This is a genomic window from Kitasatospora sp. NPDC001664, from assembly GCF_053596675.1.
Genome location: NZ_JBSFGS010000009.1, coordinates 1 through 24,302 on the forward strand (window position 1 = coordinate 1; position 24,302 = coordinate 24,302).

Genomic DNA, 24,302 nt, shown 5'->3' on the forward strand with positions numbered 1-24,302 from the left:
CCCGTGTGCCGGGTACGGAGGCTCACGTGCAAGTGGATCTCCGTACCCGGCACACGGGTCTGCTTCTTCCGTCTCGCGCAGTTCCTCGCGCCCCTGACCGCCCTCCGGGCGGCCCGAGGGCGGCAAGGGGGCGGCGCTCCAGTGGGTATGGATCGGGGTCGGGTAGACGTTCTCGTGGGTGGTTGGGCCGAGTTCCGGTCCGGGGGAGGTTCGGCCGCCTAGGATTCGGAACGGTGCACCAGGCGGACGGGGCACACGGCTCACGCCCGCGGCTGGCGCCCACGAGGAGGTCCGCGGCAGTGACCAGTCAGGTCGATCAGGCAGAGGCAGTGGACGGCTCGGACGACGACGGCCGGTCGGGCCCGGCCTCGCCGCCGGGCGCCCGGCAGCGGCCGGCGAAGCCGGTCCGGCGTCTGGACCGGGTGATCATCCGCTTCGCCGGCGACTCCGGCGACGGCATGCAGCTCACCGGAGACCGCTTCACCTCGGAGACGGCCTCGTTCGGCAACGACCTCTCCACCCTGCCGAACTTCCCGGCCGAGATCCGGGCTCCCGCCGGCACCCTTCCCGGCGTGTCGTCCTTCCAACTGCACTTCGCGGACCACGACATCCTGACCCCGGGCGACGCGCCCAACGTGCTGGTGGCGATGAACCCCGCCGCCCTGAAGGCCAACCTCGCGGACCTGCCGCGCGGTGCCGAGATCATCGCCAACACCGACGAGTTCACCAAGCGGGCGCTGGCCAAGGTCGGCTACGCGGCGGACCCGCTGACGGACGGCTCGCTGGAGGCGTACCACCTGCACCGGGTGCCGCTCACCACGCTGACCCTGGAGGCGCTGAAGGACTCGGGGCTGGCCCGCAAGGACGCCGAGCGGGCGAAGAACATGTTCGCGCTCGGGCTGCTGTCCTGGATGTACCACCGGCCGACCCACGGCACCGAGTCGTTCCTGCGGCAGAAGTTCGCCAAGAAGCCCGACATCGCCGAGGCCAACATCCTGGCCTTCAGGGCGGGTTGGAACTTCGGCGAGACCACCGAGGACTTCGCGGTCTCCTACGAGGTCTCCCCGGCCCGGCTGCCCGAGGGCACCTACCGGAACATCTCCGGCAACCTCGCGCTGTCCTACGGCCTGATCGCGGCGGGGGAGCGCTCGGGCCTGCCGGTCTTCCTCGGCTCGTACCCGATCACCCCGGCCTCGGACATCCTGCACGAGCTGTCCCGGCACAAGAACTTCGACGTGCGGACCTTCCAGGCGGAGGACGAGATCGCCGGGATCGGGGCCGCGCTGGGCGCGGCCTTCGGCGGGGCGCTGGGCGTGACCACCACCTCGGGGCCCGGGGTGGCGCTGAAGTCGGAGACCATCGGGCTGGCCGTCTCGCTCGAACTCCCGTTGCTGGTGGTGGACATCCAGCGCGGCGGGCCGTCCACCGGGCTGCCGACCAAGACCGAGCAGGCCGACCTGCTGCAGGCGATGTTCGGCCGCAACGGCGAGGCGCCGGTGCCGATCGTGGCCCCGGCCACGCCGGCCGACTGCTTCGACGCGGCACTGGAGGCGGCCCGGATCGCGGTCACCTACCGGACCCCGGTGTTCCTGCTGAGCGACGGCTACCTGGCCAACGGCTCGGAGCCGTGGCGGATCCCGGCGGCGGACGAACTCCCGGAGATCACACCGGACTTCGCCACCGGGCCGAACCGCGAGGACGGCGCTTTCTGGCCCTACCAGCGCGACCCGCAGACGCTGGCCCGCCCGTGGGCGGTGCCGGGGACGGCGGGGCTGGAGCACCGGATCGGCGGCATCGAGAAGCAGGACGGCACCGGGAACATCTCCTACGACCCGGCCAACCACGACTTCATGGTCCGCACCCGGCAGGCCAAGGTCGACGGGATCGCGGTGCCCGACCTGGTGGTGGACGACCCCTCGGGCGAGGCCAGGGTGCTGGTGCTCGGCTGGGGCTCGACCTACGGGCCGATCACCGCCGCCGTCCGCCGGGTGCGGGCCGACGGCGGTCAGGTGGCCCAGGTGCACCTGCGCCACCTGAACCCCTTCCCGGCCAACCTCGGGGCGATCCTCAAGGGCTACGACCGGGTGATCGTGCCGGAGATGAACCTCGGCCAGCTGGCCCTGCTGCTGCGCGCCAAGTACCTGGTGGACGCCCAGTCCTACAACCAGGTGCGCGGACTCCCGTTCAAGGCGGCCCAGTTGGCCGACGTGCTGACCGCCGCCCTCGGCACCCTGGAGGAGAAGTGATGGAGAGCCTTCGACTGGTGCCCAAGGCCGACGGGCCGCAGAGCGCCAAGGAGTTCAAGACCGACCAGGAGGTGCGCTGGTGCCCCGGCTGCGGGGACTACGCCATCCTGGCCGCCGTGCAGGCCTTCATGCCGGAGCTCGGCATCCGCCGGGAGAACACCGTGTTCGTCTCCGGGATCGGCTGCTCCTCGCGCTTCCCGTACTACATGAACACCTACGGGATGCACTCGATCCACGGGCGCGCCCCGGCCATCGCCACCGGCCTGTCGGCCTCCCGGCCGGACCTGAGCGTCTGGGTGGTGACGGGCGACGGGGACGCGCTGTCGATCGGCGGCAACCACCTGATCCACGCGCTGCGGCGCAACGTCAACCTGAAGATCCTGCTCTTCAACAACCGGATCTACGGCCTGACCAAGGGTCAGTACTCGCCCACCAGCGAGGTCGGGAAGATCACCAAGTCCACCCCGATGGGCTCGCTGGACCACCCCTTCAACCCGCTCTCGCTGGCCATCGGCGCGGAGGCCACCTTCGTCGCCCGGACCATCGACTCGGACCGCCAGCACCTCACCTCGGTGCTCCGGGCGGCCGCCGAGCACCGGGGCACCGCGCTGGTGGAGATCTACCAGAACTGCAACATCTTCAACGACAACGCCTTCGAGGTGCTCAAGGACCCGGGCACCCGGGACGAGGCGCTGATCCGGCTGGAGCACGGGCAGCCGGTCACCTTCGCCGGCCGGGGCGTCTTCCGCGGCCCGGGCGGCGAGCTGTACGTGGACGAGGTGACGGAGGCCAACCGGGGCGAGGTGCTGGTGCACGACGCCCACCACGCCAACCCGGCGCACGCCTTCGCGCTCTCCCGGATCGCCGACGCCGACACCCTCCACCACACCCCGATCGGGGTGCTGCGCAGCGTCGAGCGGCCCGTCTACGACGAGCTGATGGGCGGTCAGCTGGAGCGCGCGGTGGAGCAGCGCGGCCGGGGCGACCTGGGCGCGCTGCTCACCGGGAGCGACACCTGGACGGTGGTCTGACCGCCGGGGCGGGCCGTCAGCGCGCGTCGTACGCCTGACGGTTCGCCAGCACCCCGGGCGTCTGCCGCTCGACCCAGTGCGCGAGGCCGCCGACCAGCTCGGCGGCCTCGTGGCCGAGCGGGGTCAGCCGGTAGTCCACCCGGGGCGGGATGACCGGGTGCGCCTCGCGCTCGACGAAGCCGTCCCGCTCCAGGGTCTGCAGGGTCTGGGCGAGCATCTTCTCGCTGACCCCGGCCACCCGGCGGCGCAGCTCGCTGAACCGGTACTCGCGCTCGGCCAGCGCGATCAGCACCAGCACGCCCCAGCGGCTGGTGACGTGCTCCAGCACGCCGCGCGAGGGGCACATCCGGTCGTTGACGTCCGGGGCGTGGAGCAGTGCGTCGACACTTACCTTCATGTCAGTACCCTACTTCAAAGTGCGTACTTCCGATTGGTAAGTGCAGTACATACGGTGAGTGTGGAAAGCGCAAGACCCCACCGACCAGGGAGTACCTCATGATCGTCGTCACCGGAGCCACCGGACAGCTCGGCCGCCTCGTGGTGGAGGGCCTGCTCGCCGAGGTGCCGGCGGGCGAGCTCGCCGTCGCCGTCCGCTCCGCCGACAAGGCCGCCGACTGGGCCGCGAAGGGCGTGACCGTCCGCGAGGTCGACTACAACCGGCCCGAGACCCTGGCCGCCGCCTTCGGCGCGGGTGACAAGGTGCTGCTGATCTCCGGCAGCGAGGTCGGCGCCCGGGTGCCGCAGCACACCGCCGTGGTCGAGGCCGCGAAGGCCGCCGGGGTGGCGCTGCTGGCCTACACCTCGATCCTCGGCGGCGACGAGGCCACCTTCCGGCTGGCCGAGGAGCACCAGGCGACCGAGGCCGTGATCCGCGCCTCCGGCCTGCCGTACGTGCTGCTGCGCAACGGCTGGTACACCGAGAACTACACCGCCAACGCGGCCGTCGCGGTCGAGCACGGCGCGGTGGTCGGCAGCAACGGCGACGCCCGGATCGCCACCGCCTCCCGGCAGGACTACGCGGACGCGGCCGTCGCGGTGCTCACCGGCGAGGGCCACGAGAACGCGGTCTACGAGCTCAGCGGGGACGAGGCCTGGAGCTTCTCCGAGTACGCCGCCGCGCTGGCCGCGCACACCGGCAAGCCGGTCTCCTACGCGGACGTCCCGGCCGAGAAGCACCACGAGATCCTGGTCGGCGCCGGCCTGCCGGAGGGCTTCGCCGGGATCCTGGTGGACGTGGACGCGGCCATCGCCCGGGGCGAGCTGGCCCGCGACCGCGGGGTGCTGTCGAAGCTGATCGGCCGCCCCACCACCCCGCTGGCCGCGACGGTGGCCGCCGCGCTCTGAGCTGTCCGAAACGCGTGTCATGACCAAAATGCCGATTCAGGGATGACACCCTGCCCTCCCGCCCGCTACCTTCGTCCGGAGGACAGCGCGCGCGGAGGGCAGGCCGGTCGATGGCACAGCAGCAGAAGGCCGGCAGCGGTGCCGGGCTCGGGTACGGATTCGCCGCCTACGGGATCTGGGGTCTCTTCCCGCTCTACTGGCCACTGCTGGAGCCCAGCGGCGCGGTCGACATCCTGGCCAACCGGATGGCCTGGTCCCTGGTGGCCGTCGCCCTGATGCTGGCCGTGATGCGCAAGTGGGCGTGGATACGCCCGCTGCTCGCCCAGCCCCGCCGACTGGCGCTCTCCGCGCTCGGCGCCGTGGTGGTCTCGGTCAACTGGGGCGTCTACATCTGGGGAGTGAACTCGGGGCACGTGGTGGAGACCAGCCTCGGCTACTTCATCAACCCCCTGGTGACCATCGCCTTCGGCGTCCTGCTGCTGGGCGAACGGCTGCGCCCGGCCCAGTGGGCGGCGGTCGGGATCGGCGTGCTGGCGGTCGCGGTGCTCACCGTCGGGTACGGGCGGCTGCCCTGGATCGCCCTGGTGCTGGCCCTCTCCTTCGGCACCTACGGCCTGCTCAAGAAGAAGGTCGCGCTCGGCGGCACCGAGAGCCTCGCGCTGGAGACCGCCGCCATGTTCCCGTTCGCGGTCGGCCTGCTGGTCTGGCTGGGCGTCACCGGCCGGGGCACCTTCGGCACCGAGGGCTGGGCGCACTCCGGCCTGCTGATGCTCAGCGGCCTGATCACCGCCGTGCCGCTGCTCTGCTTCGGGGCGGCCGCCGTCCGGGTGCCGCTGAGCACCCTCGGCCTGCTGCAGTACCTGGCGCCGGTGCTGCAGTTCCTGCTCGGCATCACCGTCTTCCACGAGCGGATGCCGCCCGCCCGCTGGGCCGGCTTCGCCCTGGTCTGGGCCGCGCTCGCGGTGCTCACCTTCGACGCGCTGCGGCGCCTGCGACAGAGCCGGTCCGAGCTCCCGGCGGCGCCGCCGAGCACTCGGCCGGAGGATGCGCCGGCTGACGCTCCGTCAGCTTCGTCCGCCCGGTGAACAACTCGTTTCGGGATCTCCTCAAGCCCCCCGCAACCCTGCTAACGTCCGGGGTGCCCGCAGCCGAAGGCTGTCGGAAGGCACCCCCATGCCGGCCACGGGAGGAGTCGCGATGGTCCAGCTCAAGGCACCGCTGGTCCGGCCGTTCCGCCGGTCGGCGGCGGCCGACGGGGCCGCCGTGCTGGCCTCCGGCGGGGCCCTGCGAGTGCCCGCCGTGCGCCGCGAGATGGACGCCGCCGAGACCGGCGAACTGCTGCTGAGCGCCGACCGCCCCGGCGGCCCGGTGACCATCCGCTGGCAGCGCCCCGGCCGCCCGCCGGTCACCCTGCAGGCCCCCAGCCGGCTCGACCGGGTGGAGCTCAAGGGCTCGCACCGGGCCCGGCTGCACGGGCTGACCGCCGGGGTCCGGCTGGTCTGCCACGGCTGGTCCCCGCTGTTCCTGGTCGCGCCCGCGCAGCTGCCGGTGCTGGCCTGCGCGGCGGCCAGCTCACGAAGTGACGTCGCGGGCCGTGAAGCGGGCCCAGGCCGCTGAGCCGAAGACCGCCACGTAGAGCGCCTGCAGCCCGAGGTTCTTCAGCACCTCGTCCCAGTACATCGGCTGCCGCAGCAGGTCCCCGAAGCTCAGCCAGTGGTGCGAGAGCAGGTACGGCTGGATCGCGTGCAACTGCGGGAAGGCGTCCAGGATCTGCACCGTGATCACCAGCACCACGGTGGTGGCCATCGCGGCGATCCCACTGCCCGTCAGGGTGGAGACGAACAGCCCGACCGCGACCAGCCCGGCCAGCGAGGCCGCCACCACCAGGGCCACCAGCGCCGCCCGCAGCAGCGCCTCGCCCGGGCCCACCGTGTCCCCGGAGAGCAGCGTGACGTCCCCCAGCGGGAACAGCGCCGCACCGGTGGCGAGCGCGGAGGCCGCCACCGTCAGGGTCGCGCCCAGGCAGAACGCCGTCCCGGCCATGAACTTGGCCACCAGCAGCCTGGTCCGGCCGGCCGGGGCGACCAGCAGGTAGCGCAGGGTGCCGGAGGCCGCCTCGCCCGCGATCGCGTCGCCCGCCACCACGCCCACCGTCATCGGCAGGAAGACCGGCAGGGTGACGGCCAGTGAAGTGAAGACCAGGAACACGCCGTTCTGGGTCACCTGGGCGATGAAGGCCGGGCCGCCGCCGCCCTCGCCGTCGGTCTGCCACTTGATCACCACGCCGATCAGCACCGGCAGGGCGGCCAGGATGGCCAGCAGGGTGACCGTCCGGGCCCGCCGGAAGGTCAGCGCCAGCTCGCTGCGCAGCAGTGAGGTCGAGAGCGCGGCCGGAAGCCGCGCCGGTGCGTCGGTGAGCGCCTCAGCCCGCGACATCGAATCCCTCCCCGGTCAGTGCCACGAAGGCGTCCTCCAGCGTGCCGCGCTCCACTCCGAAGCCCTGCACCCGCACTCCCGCCGCGACCAGCGCCGCGCAGTGCCCGGCGAGCTCCTCCTCGGCGGGGGCGGCGGCGGAGAGCGAGCCCTCGCCGCCCCGGACGTCGGGGACCTGACGCGCGGTCAGCACCTCGGCGGCCGCCGCCACGTCCGGCGTGCGGACCACCAGGCGGCCCTGCGCCCTGGCCGCCAGCTCGGGCACCGTGCCCTGCACCAGCAGCCGGCCCTTGGACATCACGGCGGCGTGGGTGCAGACCTGCTCGATCTCGTCCAGCAGGTGCGAGGAGAGGAAGACGGTGGAGCCCTCGGCCGCCAACTCCCGCACCAGTGCCCGGATCTCCCGCATGCCCTGCGGGTCCAGGCCGTTGGTCGGCTCGTCCAGCACCAGCAGGTCGCGCGGGCGCAGCAGGGCCGAGGCCAGGCCCAGGCGCTGCTTCATGCCCAGCGAGTACGCCCGGGCCTTCTTGCCGGCGGCGGCCGTCAGGCCGACCCGGTCCAGCGCCCCGGAGACCCGGCGGGCCCGGGTGCGCGGGTCGGTGGTCGGATCGGCCGCGTCGAAGCGGGACAGGTTGTCACGGCCCGTCAGGAAGCCGTACAGGGCCGGGCCCTCGATCAGGGCGCCGACCCGGGGGAGCACGGTGGCGGCGCCGCGCGGCATCGGCTCGCCGAGCACCACCGCCTCGCCGGAGCTGGGGGTGATCAGACCCATCAGCATCCGGATGGTGGTGGTCTTGCCGGAGCCGTTCGGCCCCAGGAAGCCGAACACGCTGCCCCGGGGCACCGTCAGGTCCAGCCCGTCCACGGCCAGTTGGCCGCCCGGGAAGCGCTTGGTCAGCCCCCGGGTGCGGATCACCTCGGCCGGAGCGGCCGGGCGGCCCGCAGCCGCCCGGCCGTCCGGCCGCTCCAACAGGTCGGTCACTTCGCCCCGGCCGCGCTCTGCAGCACCTGCGGGGTGACGGCGCCGGCGAACACCCGGCCGTCGTCGGTGATCAGCACGTTGACCACCTTGGTGGAGATCAGGCTGCCGCCGCCGACCGGCTTGCCGAGCGCCTTGGCGAAGCCGCCGGCCTCGCCGCCCGCCGCCTCGGCGGGGAGCCTGGCGCTGAGCACGGTGGTCCAGCCCTCGCCGGTGACCTTGAAGTCCGCGTCCTGCCCGGCCTTCCGGAGCGCCTCCTCGGCCGCCTCGGCGTCGGGTGAGTCGTTCTGCAGCCACTTCTCGTGGCCCACGCCCTCCTCGGCCTTCTGCTCCGTCACCTTGGCGCCCTTGGGGGCGGTGAAGCGGAAGGTGTCGGCCGACGGGGTGGCGAAGGAGACCTCGCTGAAGCGGGCGTCCAGCACCTTGGTGGAGCCGGAGCGGACCTGCACCGCGAGCGGCACGCCGTTCTCCGCCGCGACGGCGATCCGCACCTCGGAGATGGTCGAGCCGACCTGCTTGGGCTTCACCCGCAGCTCGTAGGCGTCCTGCCCGGCCACGGTGGTGGTGCCCTCCACGGTGACCTGGGTGGTGTCAGCACCCAGCTCCAGGAACTTCTTCGCGGCCTCCTGCGGGGTGACCGGCAGCGGCAGCTCGGGCTTCGCCCGCTCGGCGGCCTGGGCACCCGTCAGGTGCACCGCCTCGTTGCTCCTGCTGTCCCAGGCCCAGAGCTCGGAGCCGTTGTGGACCAGCTCGTAGCCGGACAGGCCGCCGATCAGGCCGAGCCGCTGGCGGTCCGGGCCGTCCACCGCGATCCGCAGGGTGTGCTCGCCGCCCAGCAGTTGGAGCAGCTTGGCCCCGGGGTCGGCCTCCGAGCCCTCGCCGCCGCCCCGGCCGCCGCCGTGCCCGCCGGGGGCCCCGCCGCCCGGCAGCGCCCCGCCCAGCAGCTGGGTCGGCAGGCCCAGGTCGGCCTTGAGCTTGACGGTGCCGGAGAGCGCCCGGGCGTCGGATCCCAGCGCCTTGGCCACCACCTGCTCCGCCGTCAGCTCGGGCAGCTTGGGCCCGGACTCCCCGGCCATCGCGGGCACGAGGCCGATCCCGGCGGCGGTCAGCGCCACCACACCGGCGGGCACCAGCACCCGGACGGCCTTGCGTCGCGTGGTCCGTTCCATGACTTCCTACCCCTCGTCAGACGTCAGAACTGCCGTGCTTCCCCTCCATTGGAACCCACGGGACCCCCGTCCGGTATCGCTCCAGAGGGCCGGATCCGCCTACTCCCAGCGGTGCACGTGACCCTGAGCACGTCTCAGGGTCGGCTACCGCCGAAGGACGAACACCGCCTCCGGCTCTGGGTATCGTCGCCCCATGGACGACGCTACCGACCCCCGCCCCACCAGCAGTTCGATGCGCCGCGCCCTGCGCCGGGCACGGGACGGGGTGGCGCTGGACGTCACCGAGGCGGCCGTGCTGCTCCACGCCCGCGGCGAGGACCTGCGCGACCTGTGCGCGAGCGCCGCCCGGGTCCGCGACCAGGGGCTGCTGGCGGCCGGCCGCCCCGGGGTGATCACCTACTCGAAGAAGGTCTTCATCCCGCTCACCCGGCTCTGCCGGGACCGCTGCCACTACTGCACCTTCGTCACCGTGCCCGGCAAGCTCCGCAAGGACGGCCACGGCCTCTACCTGTCGCCCGACGAGGTGCTGGAGATCGCCCGGCAGGGCGCCGCGCTCGGCTGCAAGGAGGCGCTCTTCACCCTCGGGGACCGCCCCGAGGACCGCTGGCCCGAGGCCCGCGAGTGGCTGGACGCGCACGGCTACGACGACACCCTGGCCTACGTGCGGGCGATGGCCGTGCGGGTGCTGGAGGAGACCGGGCTGCTGCCGCACCTCAACCCCGGGGTGCTGTCCTGGACCGACTTCCAGCGGCTCAAGCCGGTGGCCCCCTCGATGGGCATGATGCTGGAGACCACCGCCACCCGGCTCTGGTCCGAGCCCGGCGGCCCGCACCACGGCTCTCCCGACAAGGAGCCGGCCGTCCGGCTGCGGGTGCTGGAGGACGCGGGCCGCAGCGCCGTGCCGTTCACCACCGGCGTGCTGATCGGCATCGGCGAGACCCACGAGGAGCGGGCCGACGCGCTGTTCGCGATCCGCCGCACCGCCCGGCGCTACCAGGGCCTCCAGGAAGTCATCGTGCAGAACTTCCGGGCCAAGCCCGACACCGCGATGCGGGCCATGCCCGACGCCGAGCTGGAGGAGCTGGCCGCCTGCATCGCGGTGGCCCGGCTGGTGCTCGGCCCGGGTGCGCGGATCCAGGCGCCGCCGAACCTGGTGGACGAGGAGTACCCGCTGATCATCGGCGCGGGCATCGACGACTGGGGCGGCGTCTCGCCCCTGACGCCCGATCACGTCAACCCGGAGCGGCCCTGGCCGCACATCGAGGAGCTGGCCGCCCGCACCGCGGCCGAGGGCTTCGCGCTGCGCGAGCGGCTGACGGTGTACCCGGAGTACCTGCTGCGCGGCGAGCCGTGGATCGACCCCCGGGTCCTGCCGCACGTGCGGGCGCTGGCCGACCCGGAGACCGGCCTGGCCCGGGAGGACGCACTGCCGGTCGGACTGCCCTGGCAGGAGCCGGACGAGCCGCTCACCGCACGCGGGCGCACCGAGCTGCACCGCGAGATCGACGGGGCCGGGCGGACCGGGGACCGGCGCGGGGACTTCGAGGAGGTCTACGGCGACTGGGCCGAACTGCGCGAGCAGGCCGCCGGGTTGACCGCCCCCGAGCGGCTGTCCGGTGACCTGCGGGCGGCACTGGCGCAGGCGGCCGACGACCCCGAGAAGCTGACCGACGCCCAGGCGCTGGCGCTCTTCCAGGCGGACGGCCCGGCACTGGACGCGCTCTGCTCGATCGCCGACGCGGTCCGGCGGGACGCGGTGGGCGACGAGGTCACCTACTGCGTCACCCGGAACATCAACTTCACCAACGTCTGCTACACCGGCTGCCGGTTCTGCGCCTTCGCCCAGCGGCGCACCGACGCCGACGCCTACACCCTGTCACTGGAGCAGGTCGCCGACCGGGCCCAGCAGGCGTGGGAGGTGGGGGCGACGGAGGTCTGCATGCAGGGCGGGATCCACCCCGACCTCCCGGGCACCGCGTACTTCGACATCGCCCGGGCGGTGAAGGCCCGGGTGCCCGGCATCCACGTGCACGCCTTCTCCCCGATGGAGGTCGTCAACGGGGCGACCAGGACCGGGCTCTCGATCCGGGAGTGGCTGGCGGCCGCCAAGGAGGCCGGGCTGGACTCCATCCCGGGGACGGCGGCGGAGATCCTCGACGACGAGGTCCGGTGGGTGCTGACCAAGGGGAAGCTGCCCGCCGCGACCTGGGTCGAGGTGGTGAGCACGGCCCACGAGCTGGGGATCCCCTCGTCCTCCACGATGATGTACGGGCACGTGGACAACCCCTCGCACTGGCTGGCGCACCTGCGGCTGCTGGCGGAGATCCAGCAACGGACGGGCGGGTTCACGGAGTTCGTGACGCTGCCGTTCGTGCACACCAACGCCCCCGTGTACCTGGCGGGGATCGCGCGGCCCGGGCCGACGGCGCGGGACAACCGGGCGGTGATGGCGATGGCGCGGCTGCTGCTGCACCCGCACATCCGCAACGTGCAGACCAGCTGGGTCAAGCTCGGGGCGGAGGGGGCGGCGGAGATGCTGCGCTCCGGGGCCAACGACCTGGGCGGCACCCTGATGGAGGAGACCATCTCGCGGATGGCCGGGTCCTCGTACGGGAGCTACATGTCGGTCCGTCAGCTGGAGGCGATCGCCGAGGCGGCCGGGCGTCCGCACCGGCAGCGCACCACCACCTACGGCGAGGTCCCGCCCGAACGGCGGGCGGCCGCCCTGGCCTCGGACGGGCACCTGCCGGCGCTGCTTCCGGTCGTCGGCTAGTACTTTCGCGGGCGCGGGTCCATGCAGCGACCCAGGGGCGCGAGGAACTGCGCGGGTCGGGAGGCGGCCCACCGGCAACTGAAGCTCCGTCAGCCAGTTGCAGGTGCTGCCGTTCCCCTGCGCGCAGTTCCCCGCGCCCCTGGGGCCTCCGGCCCCGGGCCGAAGCCTCAGCCGACGAGGAGCCGGTCCTGGAGGTGGCGGAGCTCGGTGCGGTCGAGGCCGAGGCCGTTCTTGAGGTAGCGGTCGAAGGTGCCGTACTTGGCGGTGACCTCGTCGTAGCCGGAGTTGAGGTACTCGGGGCGGACGTCGAGGAGCGGCTTGTAGATCGCCTGGTACGACGCCGGGAGGTGGGAGAGGACCGCGGCGTTGGCGGCGGCGCGGTAGTCGTTGCTGGCCAGGTAGTCCGCCTCGACGGTGGCCTTCGGGACGCCGAGCGCGGTGAGCAGGGAGGCGCCCGCCCAGCCGGTGCGGTCCTTGCCGGCGGTGCAGTGGAAGAGCACCGCGCCGCGGTCGTCCGCGGCCCGCAGGACGCCGCGGTAGGCGGACTTGGCGCTGGCCGCCGAGACCATGACCTTCTCGGCGTCGATCATCGCCTGCACCGCGGCCTGCGGGGAGGTGACGTTGAAGGCGCCGGTGTCCTCGACGCCGAGCACGTTGGCGGAGGTGACGGTGGCGCCGGCCGGGACGCGGTCGGGGGCGGCCTTCTGCTCGGCCGGGGTGCGCAGGTCGAAGACCTGACGGATGCCCAGGCGCTGGAGCTTGGCCAGGTCGGCGTCGGTGAGCCTGGCGAGGTCGTCCGAGCGGTAGACCTCGCCCATCTTCACCCAGCGGCCGTCGGCGGTGCGGTAGCCGCCCGCGTCGCGGAAGTTGGGGGCGGAGGCGAGGTGCAGGGAGCGGTCGGCGACGGTCAGGGACTCGCCGCGGTCCGGGACGAGCTCGAAGTACCAGCGGTCGGCGGCGGCCAGGCCGGAGACGGTCACGGTGGCCGAGCCGGCGCCGCGGGCGACGGCGGTGCGGTGGCGGATCGCGTCGCGGTCGGTGCCCGCGTAGACGGTGACCCTGCGGGCGGTGGGGGCGGCCCAGGTCAGGGTGAAGGTGCCGTCGGCCCGCTGGGTGACGGTGGCGGCGGTGAACGGGATGCGGTGCGCGGACTGCTGGGCGTGGTGGCCGGCGGAGTCGGCCAGGGCGGGGGAGGTGGCCAGCGCGGTGGTGCCGAGGGTGAGGGCGCCGGTCAGGGCGACGGCGACGGCGAACCGGGTGCGGGTGGTGGTCATGGAGCGGACGGTAGGAAGCCCGGGATGTGGCCCGGTGGCCCGCGGATGGCGCGGTGGCAACAGTCTGTTGAAGGGCTGGTGTTCCGGACCGCGGCGCCCCGTGGTGAGGTATTCGAATACAGTGCGAGGGCGCGCTCCGGGGGGCGGTGCGCGGCGTGTCGAGAAGAGGTGCCGTACCCGTGATGGCCTTGTGGTCCCGTGCCCAGCAGCAGGACTTCCGCAGCCGGGTCCGCGGCTGCCTGCTCGGCGGTGCGATCGGAGACGCGCTCGGGGCCGGGATCGAGGGCGATTCGCTGGAGAAGATCCTGGCGGCCCACGGACCTGACGGAGTGACGGGCTACGTGGCCGCGTACGGCCGCCCGGGGACCGTCACCGACGACACCCAGCTGACCCTGTTCACGGTGGAGGGCCTGATACGGGCGCACGCCCAGCGGGACGGCGGCAGTTGGCACCCGCCGACCGACGTTCACCGGGCGTACCTGCGCTGGGCCGCGACCCAGCACGACTGGGGCCCGGACGAGCGCCGGGCGGACCTCGGCTGGCTGGGGCGGCAGGAGTGGCTGTACGCGCAGCGCTCGCCGGAGCCGGCCGCGCTGGCCGCGCTCTCGGGGCCGGAGGCCGCCGTGCCGGGCAGCCTGGGCGAGCCGCGCAACCCGGACGCCCGGGGGAGCGGGGCGGTGGTCCGGTCGGCTCCGTTCGGCCTGCTGACGGCCTGGGACCCGGCGCTGGTGTTCCAGTTGGCGGTGGAGTGCTCGGTGCTGACGCACGGTCATCCGGCGGCCTACCTGTCGGCGGGCGCCTTCGCGGTGATCGTGCACGCGGCCGCCCGGGGCGGGACGCTGGAGGAGGGGGTGCACCAGGCGCTGGCCACGCTCTCCGACCACCCGGGGCACGAGGAGACGACGGCGGCGCTGCGCCGGGCGCTGGACGCCGTCCGGGCCGGGGAGCCGGGGGCGGCGCGGGTCGAGGAGCTGGGGGAGGGCTGGGCGGCCGAGGAGGCCCTGTCGATCGGGGTCTACTGCGCGCTGGTGGCGCACGACGTGAAGTCCGGCCTGCTGCTCGCGGTCAACCACTCGGGGGACAGCGACTCGACCGGGGCGCTCTGCGGCGGCCTGCTGGGCGTGGTGCACGGGGAGACGGCGCTGCCGCCGGAGCTGGTGGCCGAGTTGGAGGGCCGGGGAACGCTGCTGGAGCTGGCCGACGACTTCGTGCTGGAGCTGCTGCACGGCGGCGAACTGCGGGGCCGTGCCTGGACGGAGCGGTACCCGGTCTGACCGGGCACCGCGTCCGTCGGGGGCGCTGCTGAGGGCGGGTCAGATCCGGCCGAAGTCGCCGGCCGCGGTGGCGGTGGCGAAGGCGGCCCAGGCCGCGTTCGAGAAGTGCAGCTGCGGGCCCTCGGGGTCCTTGGAGTCCCGGACGGCGATGGTGGAGCCGTTCGGCACGGCGATCTCGACGCAGGCCCCGTTGCCGCCGCTGTGGCTGCTCTTGCGCCAGGTGAGACTGCCTTGCGTGGACGTGGTGCTCATCTCTTGAACCCCTCTGCATAGGATCTGATCAGTGTGCGGCTCTCCGCCACGCTGAGCGCTGCGGCCCGCAGGTGGTCGTACAGATTGGTATAGCGGCGGACGTCGGCGTCCTTCTCGAGGTAGAGGTCGGCCGTCACTCCTTCGAAGTAGACGACCGTCGAATCCGCCGACTCCGGGAACTCCATCAGGGAGAATGTCCCGGTCATGCCGGGATGGGCCCCGTGGCGGAACGGGATGACCTGAAGGTTGATGTTCGGACGCTCGCTCAGTTCGATCAGCTGGTGCAGCTGATCGGCCATCACCATCGGGCTGCCGACCTCGCGGGCCAGCACCGCCTCGTCCACCACGACCCAGAGGCTGCCCAGCGGGTTCTCACCGTTTATCCGGCTCTGCCGCTTCATCCGCACCTCGACCCGCCGCTGCACCGCTCCGGCGTCGGTGTCCGGCTGGGTGCCCTCGACGACGGCCGCCGCGTACTCCCGGGTCTGCAACAGCCCCGGGACGAAGGAGGACTCGTAGGCGCGGATCGAACTGGCCTCGGCCTCCAGGCCGATGTAGACCGAGTACGGGATGTCCCCGAACTCGTGCCACCAGCCGCGCTGGCGCGACTCCCTGGCCATCTCCATCAGCCCCGCCCGGATCCGCTCGTCGGTGACCTCGTAGACGTCGCACAGGTCGCGGACGTCGCGCTGGCTGATCGAGCGGCGGCCGTTCTCCAGGCGGCTGATCTTCGACTGGGAGACCATCAGGCGGCCGGCCACCTCCTCGGCCGTCATGCCCTTCTGCTCGCGCAGGCGCCGCAGTTCGGCGCCCAGTCGGCGGCGCCGGACCGTCGGATTGATGTTGGCGGACACGTCGACCTCCGGCCGTACCTCTGGCGCACCCGGATGAGGTGCGCCTCGGAAGAGTGTGGAAATTGGTACCAACCCCCCTGACGTGGAGCAGCATGTCATCTCGACCCGCCCTGGCGTGGGGGAATGACCTTCGCTCACAAGAACAGACCATCGTAAAAGCACTCAAACGGGATCGTGGCCCTTGCGTCCACGGTCACCCGTACGGTAATGGCGATCCGGCTCCGGAGACGCCAACGGGGCGGCCGCTCCAGACAGTTGACCAACTGTCTGGAGCGGCCGCCCCGAGAGCTCGTGCGAGGTGGTGCCGCGGTGCCGCACCCGGCCGGCCGCGCGCTGGGGTCAGCGCGCCACCGCCCGGCCCGCCAGGCCCCGGCCGTTGCCGCCCGCGGTCGGACGGCTCGGCACGGGATGGCCGGTGACCGCGGGACGGGCCGGAGCCGCACCCCGGGCCTGCCCCGGCAGGCCGTTCTGAACGTCCATCACCGCGTGGGCGACCATGCCGCCGAGCGGGTCGTACCGGATCAGGTCGCGCAGCCGTGACCGCGACGACCGGCCCTCGTTGCCCGGGTAGAGGTGCTTGCCCAGGCCGACGGCGTGCGCCAGCGCGGCCAGCGCGGCCGTCCTGGGGTCCGGTGGGACCCCGGTCCGGATCGCGGTGTCCAGCCGCTGCTTGATGGCGGCGTTGGTGCAGTCGTCCGACGCCTGGTACCGCGTCGTCGGCAGCACACCGCACACCTGGCCCGGCACGGCGGTCACCATGCCGCACCGCTCCAGGTGCGCCAGGTAGGTCTGCCGTAGCCCCAGCCGGGGCCCGCCGATCCAGTGTGCAGCCCGCACCGCACTGCCACGACGGCGCAGCAGTTCCAGTGCGTGGTCCAAGGTCGGATCACCGGTCGGCCGTGCCATCACCACGGCGATCCGGTCCCCGTCAGGGACGATCCTTCCGGCCAGGGACAGCTCGACGAGCTGTGCCCCGGCGAGTCCGAGGTCGAGGGTCTGCGGCTGCGCCGTGGTACCCGTGGTCGGGTCCAGGGCGAGCAACAGGAGTTCCTCGGGAATAGTTCTGCGGCTCTTGCCCATCCAAGCCTCCCCGCGTGGATGAATGACAGAGTGACGCCTCTCACAGCGGCTTGTCGAGTACGCCTCCGAATTGTGACCTGGCGGTGGGGGCGGGAACCGGGCCCGCCGGGGCCGGCGTCTGAGGCAGGGAATGCCCCCGGACGGGCCGGTCCGAGCGAATAACGGCCGGTCGGGCGGGGTGTGACGGTCGTTACGGTCCCGGTAGCGGAGACTGGAGAGCTAACCGGCGGGCGGAAATCTGCCCCGGCCGGTCCGGCGGACGAGGAGGATGGGTTACGTGGGCGAGTCCCCCGACAAGGTGCGGCGCGACGGGGAAACGGTGGAGGGGGAGGCGGCCGCCGAGGCGGCTCCGAACGGTTCCACCGTCCAGCTGAGGGTCCGTGATGTGGACAGCCGGACCACCATGCTGAGACTGCCGGTGGACAACGCGACCACGCACCTGCGGGTGCCGGACGAGGACACCGAGCCCGCGGAGCCTGCGGAGCGGGTCGAACCGGCCGCCGCGAAGGCTGCCGACAAGGGCACCGGGGAGGCCGCCGAGCCGGCTGCCGAGCCGACCGCGGAGGAGCCCGCGGAGGAGCCCGCGGAGGAGCCCGCTGCCGAGGCCGTCGCCGAGCCGGTGGCGAAGAAGCCCGTGGCCGCCGCCGTGGGGGAGGCGGAGCCTGCGGAGCAGGTGGAGGCCGCTGACGTGCGGGAATCCGCCGAGCCGGTCGCGCCCGCCGAGCCGGCCGCCGTACCCGTCGCGTCGCCGGCCGTACCCGTCGAGCCGTCGGCCACGCCTGTCGCGCCGCCCGCGGTGGCCGAGAAGTTCGAGAAGCCCGCCCCGGTGAAGCCGCCGATGCAGGCCTGGACCGTCCCCGAGCCGAGCGCGCCCCCGGTGGTCGAGCCGGAGCCCGCTCCGGTGCCGGAGACCACCTCCGAGGCGATGGAGGTGCTGGCCGCGCTCTCCGCCCGTCCGGTCTCGCCGTTCCGAAGGGCGGTCAAGCGGATCACCATCTGGACGGTCTTCCTGGCCGTGGTGATCGGCGCGGTGGTGGTGGCCCAGCTGCTGCGCCCGCTGCCGGACCCGAGGACCAAGCTCTCGCTGGCCGGCTCCTACACCTTCTCCGGCGACCAGCTGACGGTGCCGTGGCCCGCCAAGGGCCAGGCCGCCGCCGAGGTGGTCGGGGTCGGCAGCCTGGGCAGCTCCGGCCCGGAGACCCCCGCGCCGATCGCCAGCGTCACCAAGGTGATGAACGCCCACCTGATCCTCAAGGCCCACCCGCTGAAGAAGGGCGAGCCCGGCCCGGTCATCACGGTGGACAAGCAGGCCGCGGCCGAGTCGGCCAACACCGACGAGTCGCGCGCCCAGCTGACCGAGGGTCAGAAGCTGACCGAGTACGAGGCGCTCGAACTGCTGATGCTGCCCTCGGCCAACAACGTGGCCCGCCTGCTGGCCCGCTGGGACTCCGGCTCCGAGGCCGCGTTCGTGGAGAAGATGAACGCCGAGGCCAAGGCGCTCGGCATGACCAACACCACCTACGCCGACCCGGCCGGCTACGACAACAACACCAAGAGCACCGCGAAGGACCAGCTCAAGCTGGCCCGCGAGGTGATGGACGACGACGTGTTCCGCCAGGTGGTCGCCACCCCGGACATGACCTTCAACAACCAGCGGATCTACAACACCAACGGGCTGCTCTCCGCCCGCAACGGCGTGATCGGCGTCAAGACCGGCTCCAGCACCCCCGCCGGCTCCTGCCTGATGTGGGCCGCCACCAAGGACATCGGCGGCACCAAGCGGCTGATCCTCGGCGTCACCCTGGGCCAGCCCGCGACGGCCACCGACAACCTGCTGAAGGCCGCCCAGACGGCCAGTCAGAAGATCATCACCAGCGCGCAGAACGGCCTCACCGGCCAGACCCTGGCCAAGCAGGGCGAGGTGGTCGGCCGCGTGGACGACGGCCTCGGCGGCACCGTCCCGGTGGTCGCCGCCAAGGACCTGACGGTGGCCGGCTGGTCCGGCGTGAAGGCCGAGCTCACCATGCGGACCGAGGGCCTCGGCCACTCCGCCAAGGCCGGCACCCAGGTCGGCACCATCGCGGCCGGCGAGGGCGAGGACCGGGTCGAGGTGCCCGTCACGCTCCAGTCGGACCTGGCGCCGCCGTCGATCGCGTCCCGGCTGCTGCGCCTGCTCTGACGCTCCGTCCGTACCCCCTCAGCGAGCCCGGCCGCCCCAGCGGCCGGGCTCGTCCGGTGTTCCGAGCAGGCGCTCCAGGGCGGGCTCCTCGGCGATCACCCGGCCGAGCGAGATGGCGAGGGTGATGGCGGTGAACAGCACGATCAACCAGCTCAGGGACGTGAACACCACGCCGTACGGGCCGAACCGGTCCACGCTCTGGGTCACCGCCCGGGGCAGGTAGACCTTGGCGGCCAGGCCCAGGCCGAGGGCGGCCACCCCGCAGAGCAGCGCCCCGGGCAGCAGCGGGTACCAGCGCACCCGGTTGCCCAGCAGCAGGTGCTGGGTCCACCACCAGAGGACGGTGGCCAGCACCAGGTAGAGCGGCAGTCCCAGCCAGGCCCCGGCCCCGAAGCCCTCCCGGACCGGCGACTGGAAGACCAGGAAGGCCAGGAAGGCCGCCAGCCAGGCCAGCCAGCGCCAGGCGGCCAGCCGAACCCCCGACTTGGGCAGGTCCCAGCAGCGCTCGCAGACCCGCTGCATGGCCCGGCTCAGCGCGGTGGCCGAGAGCAGGGTGACCAGCGCGCCGATCACCCCGAAGCTCTGGGTCACGTCGTCGTTGCCGGCCGAGAGCAGCTGCCGCACCTGCTGCTGCGCCTCGCCCTGGAGGCCCAGCTGGTCCCGGAGCGAGCCGACCACGCCGTCCCGGACCGAGGCGGGGGCGAAGACCGCCACCACGAAGAGCGCGGGCAGCGCGCTGAGGAAGGCCTGGGCGGCCAGCCGGGTGGCGTTGTCCAGCAGGTTGACCCGGATCAGCTGGCCGACGGCCCGGCCGACGATCGGCACCCGGTCCGGCAGTCCCTTGGCGGTGGTGGCCAGCACGGCCAGCCGGGCCTTGAACCGGGCCGACCGGCCCGGCCGCGGAGGTGAGGGTTGCTGCGGTGGGGGTTGCTGCGGTGAGGGCTCCTCGCCCGCGCTGGGCAGCGAACCGGTCACCCGTACCTCCCACTGGCTCGGCCGTCCCCCACGGCCATCCTCACCCGGGCGAGGGCGGGCCGCGACCGGGGCCTGACGTTCCGTCACCCGAGGGGGTGTGGCGGGGCGGTCGAGCCTTCGGGACGTCGGGTCGCGGGGCCGGGGCGGGTGGACGGGGCGGGTGGACGGCAGCGTGGGCGACGGCCGGTGCGCGCGTCCGGACGGGCCGTCACCCGGCGGGTGTGCCACGGGACGGTCGGGGGTGGGTTCAGGCGCTGCCGCCGAGCCATCGGTGGCGGGCGGCGCGGGCCGCCAGCCGCTCCTCGTCCGGACGGGCCGTCAGGTCGGCGAGGCCCGTACCGATGGCGTGGGCGACCCGGTTGGCGAAGCCGGGGCCGGGGCCCTCGTCGTCGCCCTCCGGCAGTACCCGGTCCACCAGGCCCGCCGCGACCAGGTCGGCCGCTCCGATGCCCTGGGCGCGGGCCAGCTCCGCGGCGTGCCCGCCGTCCCGGTGCACGATCGCCGAGGCGCCCTCCGGCGGCAGCGGGGCCAGCCAGCCGCTGGTCGCCGCCAGCACGGTGTCGGCCGGCAGCAGGGCCAGAGCTCCGCCGCCCGAACCCTGGCCGAGCAGCACCGCCAGGACGGGTGTGCGCAGTGCGACCAGCGTCTCCAGGGTCCGGGCGATCTCCAGCGCCAGGCCGTCCAGCTCGGCCTGCACGGAGAGTTCGGCCCCCGAGGTGTCCACCAGCGTCACCAGCGGCAGGCCCAGCTGCTCGGCCAGCCGGGCGGTCCGGCGCACGCTGCGCAGATCGGCGGCGGTGAACGGCCGCTCGGCGCCCGCCCGTTGCCCCACGACCACGGCCGGCTGCCCGCCGAACCGGGCCAGCGCCCGGACCAGCGCGGAGTCCGGCGCGGCCAGCTCCAGCAGGCCGAGGTCGGCGGCCGCGAGCACGGCCTCCGTCCCCGGGCGGTCCGGGGCGCGGCTGCGGAGCACGGCCTCCCAGGCGTCCACCGGCTCAGCCGGCCGTTCCGGGTCGGGCAGCCCGGCCGGTCCGGGCGGGTCGGCGAGCACCGCGAGGGCCCGGGCCACCGTCCGCGCCAGCCGCTCCGGCGGGACGACGCCGTCGACCAGACCGTGCGCCACCAGGGTCTCGGCCCGCTGCACCTCCTCCGGGAGCTCCACCCCGCGCAGCTCCCGGTACACCCGCGGCCCGAGGAAGCCCAGCCGGGCCCCCGGCTCGGCCAGCACCAGATGGCCGAGGGTGCCCCAGGAGGCGAACACCCCGCCCATGGTCGGGCTGCGCAGGTACGTCAGGTAGGGCAGACCGGCCGCCCGGTGGGCCTGGACGGCGGCGGTGATCCGCACCATGCAGAGGAACGCGGCGGTGCCCTCCTGCATCCTGGTCCCGCCCGAGACCGGCAGCGCCAGCAGCGGCAGCCGCGCGGCCGTGGCCCGCTCCACCGCCCGGGTGATCCGCTCGGCGGTGGCCACCCCGATCGAACCGCCCAGGAAGCCGAACTCCGACACCACCAGAGCCACCTGACGCCCCGCCACCCGTGCCACGCCGGTCGTCACGGCCTCGTCCATCCCGGTCCGCTCCCGGGCGCGCTCCAGCGCCTCCCGGTACGCCGGATCCGCCTCCGGCGGCCGCACCGGCTCGTCCCAGCACTCGAAGCTCCCGGCATCCGCCAGCAGCCCGATCATCCGCTCCGCCGTCAACTCGTCCTCCCGGTCCGGTCCTGACCGCACCATTCCCGGGCGGCAGGACGTCAGCCTGTGGCGGTGCTCACTCGCCTCCGGCGGGGTGGGCGGGGCGCTGGGGGATGCCCGCCTCGTCCCGTCGTGGGGTGAGCTCGCCGTCTCCGTGGGGTGGTGCTCACTCGCCTCCGGCGGGGCGGAGGGATTGGTTCGGCCCGTGCGGCTGCTCGGTCCGCCTGGTCCGCCTGGTCCGCTCGGCCTGTGGGCCGCCGGTGGCCCGGCAACCCCGGTGGTCCGGAGTTGCCGGCGGCGCTGTGGCCGTGCCTCAGGGCCGTCCGCCTCCGCCGTCGACGGGGTGTCAGCTGGTCCGGGGTGACGGGCCGAAGGTGCCCGTGCCCGCCAGGCGGACCGTCGTGGCCGCGGCGACGCCCAGCAGGGAGCCGGCCACCACGTCGCCCGGGTAGTGGACCCCGGTGTGGACCCGCGAGTACGCGACGGTGGCCGCCAGCAGGGCGAGCGGGACGGCCGCCGAGGGCAGTTCGGCGCCGACCGCCACCGCGAAGGCGAAGGCCGAGGCGGAGTGTCCGGAGGGGAAGGAGGCCGAGGACGGCATCGGGACGTGCCGGGCCTCGGGCACCAGCGCCCCTGCCCGGTCCGGCCGTTCGCGCCGCACCAGGTTCTTGCCCAGCAGGTTCGCGGTGGCCGAGGCCAGCCCGATCGCCGCCACCCCGAGCACCGCCGCCCGTCGCGCCGAACCGCCGCGCAGTGCCAGCAGCCCGGCCACCGCGAACGACAGCTTCGAGTGGTCGGCCGCCGCCGACAGCCGCCGCATCACCCCGTCCAGCGCGGGCGTCGGCGTCGCCGCCACCGCGCCGTACACCGAGCGGTCCAGCGCCGCCAGGTCCAGCACCACCGCTTGCGACAGCGGCCACCACCTACCGGTCGTCGGGCTACGCATCGACCGTCACCTCCCTCGTCTCCCCGCCATCCTCACGCACCATCAGCTCCGGCCCTCGCACCGGCACCCGTTCGGGCCCGTCTCCGGGCCGCCCCGGAGCCCGTGCTCCACGCCCGTGCCCGTGCCCGCGCCCCGCCATCAGGACGCCGCCTCGCCCAAGGCCAACTGCCAGACCCGCCGCCAGTCGCGCAGCGGCGCCACCGGCTCCGCGCCCGGCCGGTCCCGCGGCACCCGGACCCGCAGCGCCCCCGCGCGGACGGTGCAGCGCACCGGCGTCGGCAGGGTCAGGGCCTCGCCGTCCACCGCCACCGGGATGGTGTCCGTCCCGGCCTCCGCCCGGACCGTCACCTCACGGGACGTCAGCACCGTGAGCCCCTGCGCCTGTTCCCCGCGCAGCGCCAGCTCGACCGCCTGCGCCGCGCCCTCCACCTTCAGGCAGAGCACCCCCAGCCGGCCGGTGTCCAGCCGGGGGCGGCTGCCCGCGCCGAGCAGATCGCCGGTCTCGTAGGGGTTGTTGCTGACCAGCAGGGCCTGGGGGTCCGTCAGCCGGGTGCCGTCGGCCTCGGCGGTGAGCCGGGCGCCGATCTTGTTGGCCAGCAGGTCGGGCAGCGCGCCGAGCGCGGTCACCGTCTTGTTGTCGCGGTAGTCCGGGCTCTGCACGATCTCGGCGTAGGCGCCGAAGGAGACCGTGTTCACGAACGGGCGGTCCGCGACCGTCCCCAGATCGACCGTCAGCTCCACGCCGTCGGTCAGCGCGTCCAGGCAGGTGGACGGGTCGTTGCGGTCCAGGCCGAGGTCCATCGCGAAGTGGTTGCGGGTGCCGGCCGAGATGACCAGGAACGGCAGGTCGTGCTCGGCCGCCACCTCCGCCACCAGCGCCTGCGTCCCGTCCCCGCCCGCGACCCCGAGCAGGTCCGCCCCCTCGGCCACCGCCCGCCGGGCCAGCGCGGAGACGTCCTGTCCGTCCAGCAGCAGCACCCTGGCCCCGAGCGCCTCCGCCCTCCGCACCAGGTCGAACTTCTCCACCTTCCCGCCGCCGGACTTCGGGTTCATGATCAACACGGGCTTCAGCGCCCGCGGCGCCGACGGCACCTGCGCGGCCCGCCGCGCCCGCTTGTCCAGCCGCAGCGCCTCGGTGGCGGCGGCCATCCCGCCCGCCCAGAGCGAGACCGTCAGCACCGCCTCCAATCCCAGCCCGCTCTGCACCAGGAAACCCAGCACCCAGACCGGCGCCGCCACCGCCAGCACCGCCCCGGCCACCCGGGCCGCCCCCCGGTGCGCCACCGCCCACCAGGCCCCGGCTGCCGCCACCCCCAGCCCGATCGCCCCGGCCAGCACCACCCCCAGCCCGCGCCAGCCCACCATCAGCACCAGCACCACCGCCGCGGCCCCGGCACACCCCACCGCGACCTGCGCCAACCGCTGTACCCGCACCGCACCCTCCACACCCGCCACGCCCGCCCCCTCACGCACCGTCAGTCCCCGCATCCTCCCGCACCCGGGCCCGGTCGGTCGCCAGGCTCCCACCCCGCCGTGCCGCAGCACCCCCCACGGCCCAGCCCCCTCAGCCCCGCCCAGCCCCGCCCACCGGCACGATCCGCTAGTCTGTCAGCGGTCGGCCCGCCGCCGACCACGCTACGTCCCCCGGGACCGGCCCCCGCCTCATTAGCTCAGGGGATAGAGCACGGCTCTCCTAAAGCCGGTGTCGCAGGTTCGAATCCTGCATGGGGCACAGCGAACAGAACGACGAAGGCCGACCCCGGAGGGGTCGGCCTTCGTCGTGCCATATCCGCAGGTCAGAGA

20 protein-coding genes and 1 tRNA gene are annotated in these 24,302 nt (G+C 73.9%); 9 read left to right on the top strand and 12 right to left on the bottom strand.

Translation table 11 applies throughout. The annotated features are described in order from the left end of the window. Positions 1-299: 299 nt before the first annotated feature. The gene (locus tag ACWCYY_RS14565; RefSeq protein ID WP_449796204.1) at positions 300-2,246 is read left to right on the top strand and encodes a 2-oxoacid:acceptor oxidoreductase subunit alpha; all 1,947 of its coding nucleotides are present in this window, start codon (positions 300-302) and stop codon (positions 2,244-2,246) included. Next, a complete protein-coding gene (locus tag ACWCYY_RS14570; RefSeq protein WP_345283940.1) occupies positions 2,246-3,277 on the top strand; it encodes a 2-oxoacid:ferredoxin oxidoreductase subunit beta in 1,032 nt (343 codons plus the stop codon). The genes ACWCYY_RS14565 and ACWCYY_RS14570 overlap by 1 nt, the downstream gene beginning before the upstream one ends. Before the next feature lie 16 nt (positions 3,278-3,293). On the opposite strand, the gene ACWCYY_RS14575 is transcribed toward ACWCYY_RS14570, so the two are convergent. After that, on the bottom strand, positions 3,294-3,674 hold the full coding sequence (locus tag ACWCYY_RS14575; protein ID WP_345281953.1) for a winged helix-turn-helix transcriptional regulator: 381 nt from the start codon (positions 3,672-3,674) through the stop codon (positions 3,294-3,296). 98 nt (positions 3,675-3,772) lie between these two features. Between ACWCYY_RS14575 and ACWCYY_RS14580 the strand changes: the two genes are divergently transcribed. From ACWCYY_RS14580 to ACWCYY_RS14590, 3 genes are all read left to right on the top strand, one after another. Next, entirely contained in the window at positions 3,773-4,621 is an 849-nt protein-coding gene (locus ACWCYY_RS14580; RefSeq protein ID WP_380149440.1) for an SDR family oxidoreductase, read from the top strand. Positions 4,622-4,731: 110 nt separating this feature from the next. Continuing rightward, positions 4,732-5,706 (top strand): EamA family transporter RarD, encoded by a 975-nt coding sequence (gene rarD, locus ACWCYY_RS14585; protein WP_380149439.1) that lies wholly within the window; start codon positions 4,732-4,734, stop codon positions 5,704-5,706. Between the two features lie 112 nt (positions 5,707-5,818). Beyond that, positions 5,819-6,238 (top strand): hypothetical protein, encoded by a 420-nt coding sequence (locus ACWCYY_RS14590; RefSeq protein WP_345283942.1) that lies wholly within the window; start codon positions 5,819-5,821, stop codon positions 6,236-6,238. On the opposite strand, the gene ACWCYY_RS14595 is transcribed toward ACWCYY_RS14590, so the two are convergent. Genes ACWCYY_RS14595 through ACWCYY_RS14605 form a run of 3 tightly spaced genes read right to left on the bottom strand, consistent with a single transcriptional unit; the run spans position 6,194 to position 9,202 of the window. After that, complete coding sequence (locus ACWCYY_RS14595) at positions 6,194-7,057, bottom strand: ABC transporter permease (RefSeq protein ID WP_449796205.1); 864 nt, start codon at positions 7,055-7,057, stop codon at positions 6,194-6,196. The two genes, ACWCYY_RS14590 and ACWCYY_RS14595, sit on opposite strands and share 45 nt — an antisense overlap. Continuing rightward, on the bottom strand, positions 7,044-8,027 hold the full coding sequence (locus ACWCYY_RS14600; RefSeq protein ID WP_449796294.1) for an ABC transporter ATP-binding protein: 984 nt from the start codon (positions 8,025-8,027) through the stop codon (positions 7,044-7,046). The genes ACWCYY_RS14595 and ACWCYY_RS14600 overlap by 14 nt, the downstream gene beginning before the upstream one ends. Positions 8,028-8,032: 5 nt before the next feature. After that, a complete protein-coding gene (locus ACWCYY_RS14605; RefSeq protein WP_449796206.1) occupies positions 8,033-9,202 on the bottom strand; it encodes a LolA family protein in 1,170 nt (389 codons plus the stop codon). 193 nt (positions 9,203-9,395) lie between these two features. Here ACWCYY_RS14605 and ACWCYY_RS14610 point away from each other — a divergent pair, with 193 nt between their 5' ends. Continuing rightward, the gene (locus ACWCYY_RS14610) at positions 9,396-11,975 is read left to right on the top strand and encodes a bifunctional FO biosynthesis protein CofGH (protein ID WP_449796207.1); all 2,580 of its coding nucleotides are present in this window, start codon (positions 9,396-9,398) and stop codon (positions 11,973-11,975) included. 167 nt (positions 11,976-12,142) lie between these two features. On the opposite strand, the gene ACWCYY_RS14615 is transcribed toward ACWCYY_RS14610, so the two are convergent. Next, positions 12,143-13,249 (bottom strand): tyrosine-protein phosphatase, encoded by a 1,107-nt coding sequence (locus ACWCYY_RS14615; RefSeq protein WP_449796208.1) that lies wholly within the window; start codon positions 13,247-13,249, stop codon positions 12,143-12,145. A gap of 182 nt (positions 13,250-13,431) precedes the next feature. On the opposite strand from ACWCYY_RS14615, the gene ACWCYY_RS14620 reads away from it, so the two are divergent. Next, positions 13,432-14,523 carry an ADP-ribosylglycohydrolase family protein gene (locus ACWCYY_RS14620; protein ID WP_345281946.1) on the top strand — a complete coding sequence of 364 codons (1,092 nt, stop codon included), beginning with the start codon at positions 13,432-13,434 and terminating at the stop codon, positions 14,521-14,523. A 39-nt stretch (positions 14,524-14,562) separates the two neighbouring features. On the opposite strand, the gene ACWCYY_RS14625 is transcribed toward ACWCYY_RS14620, so the two are convergent. From ACWCYY_RS14625 to ACWCYY_RS14635, 3 genes are all read right to left on the bottom strand, one after another. Further along, positions 14,563-14,775 carry a DUF397 domain-containing protein gene (locus tag ACWCYY_RS14625; protein ID WP_345281945.1) on the bottom strand — a complete coding sequence of 71 codons (213 nt, stop codon included), beginning with the start codon at positions 14,773-14,775 and terminating at the stop codon, positions 14,563-14,565. Next, entirely contained in the window at positions 14,772-15,629 is an 858-nt protein-coding gene (locus ACWCYY_RS14630; RefSeq protein ID WP_345281944.1) for a helix-turn-helix domain-containing protein, read from the bottom strand. Before ACWCYY_RS14630 ends, ACWCYY_RS14625 begins: the two co-directional genes overlap by 4 nt. Positions 15,630-15,968: 339 nt before the next feature. Further along, positions 15,969-16,709 (bottom strand): GOLPH3/VPS74 family protein, encoded by a 741-nt coding sequence (locus tag ACWCYY_RS14635; RefSeq protein WP_345281942.1) that lies wholly within the window; start codon positions 16,707-16,709, stop codon positions 15,969-15,971. A 277-nt stretch (positions 16,710-16,986) separates the two neighbouring features. Here ACWCYY_RS14635 and ACWCYY_RS14640 point away from each other — a divergent pair, with 277 nt between their 5' ends. Beyond that, positions 16,987-18,888, top strand: coding sequence for a D-alanyl-D-alanine carboxypeptidase (locus ACWCYY_RS14640; RefSeq protein WP_449796209.1), 1,902 nt, complete (start codon positions 16,987-16,989; stop codon positions 18,886-18,888). A gap of 18 nt (positions 18,889-18,906) precedes the next feature. Here the strand turns inward: ACWCYY_RS14640 and ACWCYY_RS14645 are convergent, their stop codons facing one another. From ACWCYY_RS14645 to ACWCYY_RS14660, 4 genes are all read right to left on the bottom strand, one after another. Beyond that, positions 18,907-19,863: a YhjD/YihY/BrkB family envelope integrity protein gene (locus ACWCYY_RS14645; protein ID WP_380149438.1), complete on the bottom strand. Its 957-nt coding sequence runs from the start codon at positions 19,861-19,863 to the stop codon at positions 18,907-18,909. 247 nt (positions 19,864-20,110) lie between these two features. Beyond that, entirely contained in the window at positions 20,111-21,595 is a 1,485-nt protein-coding gene (locus ACWCYY_RS14650; protein WP_449796210.1) for a carboxyl transferase domain-containing protein, read from the bottom strand. A gap of 304 nt (positions 21,596-21,899) precedes the next feature. Next, the gene (locus tag ACWCYY_RS14655) at positions 21,900-22,499 is read right to left on the bottom strand and encodes a phosphatase PAP2 family protein (RefSeq protein WP_345281931.1); all 600 of its coding nucleotides are present in this window, start codon (positions 22,497-22,499) and stop codon (positions 21,900-21,902) included. A gap of 138 nt (positions 22,500-22,637) precedes the next feature. Next, positions 22,638-23,954 carry a diacylglycerol/lipid kinase family protein gene (locus ACWCYY_RS14660; RefSeq protein WP_449796211.1) on the bottom strand — a complete coding sequence of 439 codons (1,317 nt, stop codon included), beginning with the start codon at positions 23,952-23,954 and terminating at the stop codon, positions 22,638-22,640. Between the two features lie 204 nt (positions 23,955-24,158). On the opposite strand from ACWCYY_RS14660, the gene ACWCYY_RS14665 reads away from it, so the two are divergent. Further along, a tRNA-Arg gene (locus tag ACWCYY_RS14665) sits at positions 24,159-24,231 on the top strand. The last annotated feature ends 71 nt before the right edge of the window (positions 24,232-24,302 follow it).

Excerpts from the sequence above, each read along its gene's own strand:
- ACWCYY_RS14570 (WP_345283940.1), top strand. The coding sequence starts at position 2,246 with ATGGAGAGCCTTCGACTGGTGCCCAAGGCCGACGGGCCGCAGAGCGCC.
- ACWCYY_RS14575 (WP_345281953.1), bottom strand. The coding sequence starts at position 3,674 with ATGAAGGTAAGTGTCGACGCACTGCTCCACGCCCCGGACGTCAACGAC.
- ACWCYY_RS14580 (WP_380149440.1), top strand. The coding sequence starts at position 3,773 with ATGATCGTCGTCACCGGAGCCACCGGACAGCTCGGCCGCCTCGTGGTG.
- rarD (WP_380149439.1), top strand. The coding sequence starts at position 4,732 with ATGGCACAGCAGCAGAAGGCCGGCAGCGGTGCCGGGCTCGGGTACGGA.
- ACWCYY_RS14590 (WP_345283942.1), top strand. The coding sequence starts at position 5,819 with ATGGTCCAGCTCAAGGCACCGCTGGTCCGGCCGTTCCGCCGGTCGGCG.
- ACWCYY_RS14595 (WP_449796205.1), bottom strand. The coding sequence starts at position 7,057 with ATGTCGCGGGCTGAGGCGCTCACCGACGCACCGGCGCGGCTTCCGGCC.
- ACWCYY_RS14605 (WP_449796206.1), bottom strand. The coding sequence starts at position 9,202 with ATGGAACGGACCACGCGACGCAAGGCCGTCCGGGTGCTGGTGCCCGCC.
- ACWCYY_RS14610 (WP_449796207.1), top strand. The coding sequence starts at position 9,396 with ATGGACGACGCTACCGACCCCCGCCCCACCAGCAGTTCGATGCGCCGC.
- ACWCYY_RS14615 (WP_449796208.1), bottom strand. The coding sequence starts at position 13,249 with ATGACCACCACCCGCACCCGGTTCGCCGTCGCCGTCGCCCTGACCGGC.
- ACWCYY_RS14620 (WP_345281946.1), top strand. The coding sequence starts at position 13,432 with ATGGCCTTGTGGTCCCGTGCCCAGCAGCAGGACTTCCGCAGCCGGGTC.
- ACWCYY_RS14625 (WP_345281945.1), bottom strand. The coding sequence starts at position 14,775 with ATGAGCACCACGTCCACGCAAGGCAGTCTCACCTGGCGCAAGAGCAGC.
- ACWCYY_RS14635 (WP_345281942.1), bottom strand. The coding sequence starts at position 16,709 with ATGGGCAAGAGCCGCAGAACTATTCCCGAGGAACTCCTGTTGCTCGCC.
- ACWCYY_RS14650 (WP_449796210.1), bottom strand. The coding sequence starts at position 21,595 with ATGGTGCGGTCAGGACCGGACCGGGAGGACGAGTTGACGGCGGAGCGG.
- ACWCYY_RS14655 (WP_345281931.1), bottom strand. The coding sequence starts at position 22,499 with ATGCGTAGCCCGACGACCGGTAGGTGGTGGCCGCTGTCGCAAGCGGTG.